The organism is Ruegeria sp. CH2 (assembly GCF_056537065.1).
On sequence record NZ_JBQFQV010000045.1, the window covers coordinates 1 to 2,046 of the forward strand.

General features: G+C 63.1%; 3 protein-coding genes. All 3 read right to left on the bottom strand.

The features are described from left to right. Nucleotides 1-17: 17 nt before the first annotated feature. Entirely contained in the window at nucleotides 18-908 is an 891-nt protein-coding gene (gene folD, locus ACR0M9_RS21030) for a bifunctional methylenetetrahydrofolate dehydrogenase/methenyltetrahydrofolate cyclohydrolase FolD (RefSeq protein ID WP_480774597.1), read from the bottom strand. A 51-nt stretch (nucleotides 909-959) separates the two neighbouring features. Beyond that, the gene (locus tag ACR0M9_RS21035) at nucleotides 960-1,265 is read right to left on the bottom strand and encodes a chorismate mutase (protein WP_480473724.1); all 306 of its coding nucleotides are present in this window, start codon (nucleotides 1,263-1,265) and stop codon (nucleotides 960-962) included. A 55-nt stretch (nucleotides 1,266-1,320) separates the two neighbouring features. Further along, nucleotides 1,321-2,046 (bottom strand): formate--tetrahydrofolate ligase (locus tag ACR0M9_RS21040; protein WP_480774598.1); only part of this gene is annotated, 726 nt, incomplete at its 5' end.

Here is a 2,046-nt window from a genome sequence, read left to right on the forward strand (position 1 = left end):
TCCGGCCCCCGCGTATATCACGCGGTCAGGCCTTCTGGTTCTGGGAGTTTGTTTGCGCGGCAGCAGGCGGTGAGGGTGTTGGCCAGCAGGCAGGCGATGGTCATGGGGCCGACGCCGCCGGGGACCGGGGTGATGGCGCCGGCGCGTTCGGCAGCGCTGGCATAATCGACGTCGCCGACCAGCTTGGTCTTGCCATCGCGTTCGATGCGGTTGATGCCCACGTCGATCACGGTGGCGCCTTCCTTGATCCAGTCGCCAGGCACCATTTCGGGGCGGCCAACGGCGGCCACAACGATATCGGCGCGGCGGACCACATCCGGCAGGTCCCTGGTGCGCGAATGCGCGATGGTCACGGTGCAGCTGTCCCCTAGCAGCAGCTGCGCCATCGGCTTGCCCACGATGTTCGAACGACCGATGACAACCGCATCCATACCCGACAGCGACCCGTGGTGATCGCGCAGCATCATCAGGCAGCCCAGCGGGGTGCAGGGCACCATCGATTTCTGACCAGTGCCCAAAAGACCCACATTCGAGATGTGGAACCCGTCCACATCCTTGGCCGGATCGATCGAATTGATCACCAGATCCTCGTTCAGGTGCTTGGGCAGCGGCAGCTGGACCAGAATGCCATGCACCGCCGGATCAGTGTTCAGTTTGTCGATCAGCGCCAGCAGCTCCGCCTCCGAGGTCTCCGCATCCAGCTTGTGCTCGTAGCTGTTCATGCCGACCTCGACGGTCATCTTGCCTTTCGAGCGGACATAGACCTGGCTGGCCGGATCCTCGCCCACCAGAACCACGGCCAGGCCGGGGATGATGCCGTTTTCCTCTTTCAGCTTTGCAACCTGATCGGCCACCTGCGCGCGCACTTTGGCGGCAAAGGCCTTCCCGTCGATAACCTGCGCTACCATCCTTTGGTCCCTTCTTTCAAAACCCAAACGGGCGCAGAACGCGCCCGGTCTTTACTCGGGGCCGAGCACACGTTCCTCACGTGCAATCGACCAGTCAATCAGAATGCGCCAGAGCGTTTCGGACAAATCGGGGTCCATCCCCGCCGCCTGCGAACTGGCGCGCACCTTTTGCACCACATCCTCGACCCGGTCTGGGATGCGGGCGGGCAGGCCTTCACCCGGCTTCAGCTCAGACGCGCGGTCGATATAGCTTGCGCGCCTCACCAGCATCCCGATCAGCTGGCGGTCCAGCCTGTCGATCTGAACCCGCAGATCCCGCATCGAATGGCAGTCCTGCGGCGGTGTCAGAGTGGGCATCATCGTCTCCTCATGGCCCGGGGGTCCCGGACCACGAGATGTCTTATTCAGCGGCTTAGAACAAGCCCTCGATCTCACCTGCGTCATTGAGGCAGATGGTTTCCGCGGCCGGTTTGCGGGGCAGGCCCGGCATGGTCATGATCTCACCGCAGACAACCACGATAAAGCCCGCACCCGCGCTCAGGCGGACTTCACGCACCGGCACCGAATGGCCGGTGGGCGCGCCCCGCAAGCTCGGGTCGGTCGAGAAGCTGTACTGGGTTTTCGCCATGCAGACCGGCAGGTTGCCATACCCCGCAGCTTCCCATTCTTTCAGCTGCGTGCGGATCTTGTTGTCGGCCAGAACCTCGTCGGCGCGGTAGATGCGCTTGGCGATGGTTTCGATCTTCTCAAACAGCGGCATCTCGTCGGGGTAGATCGGCGCGAAGTTCGCAGACCCCCCTTCGACGATTTCCACAACCTTGCGGGCCAGATCGGCAGAGCCTTCCGAGCCCAGTTCCCAGTGGCGCGACAGAACCGCCTCGACCCCGTGAGAGGAACAATAATCCTTCACCGCCTGAACCTCGGCATCGGTGTCGGTGACAAAGTGGTTGATGGCGACAACAACCGGCACACCGAACGACTTCACGTTCTCGATATGGCGGCCCAGGTTGGCGCAGCCCGCCTTGACCGCATCGACATTCTCGGCGCCCAGATCGGCCTTGGCGACACCGCCATTCATCTTCATCGCCCGCACGGTGGCAACCAGAACCACGGCAGAGGGCGCAATGCCCGCCTTGCG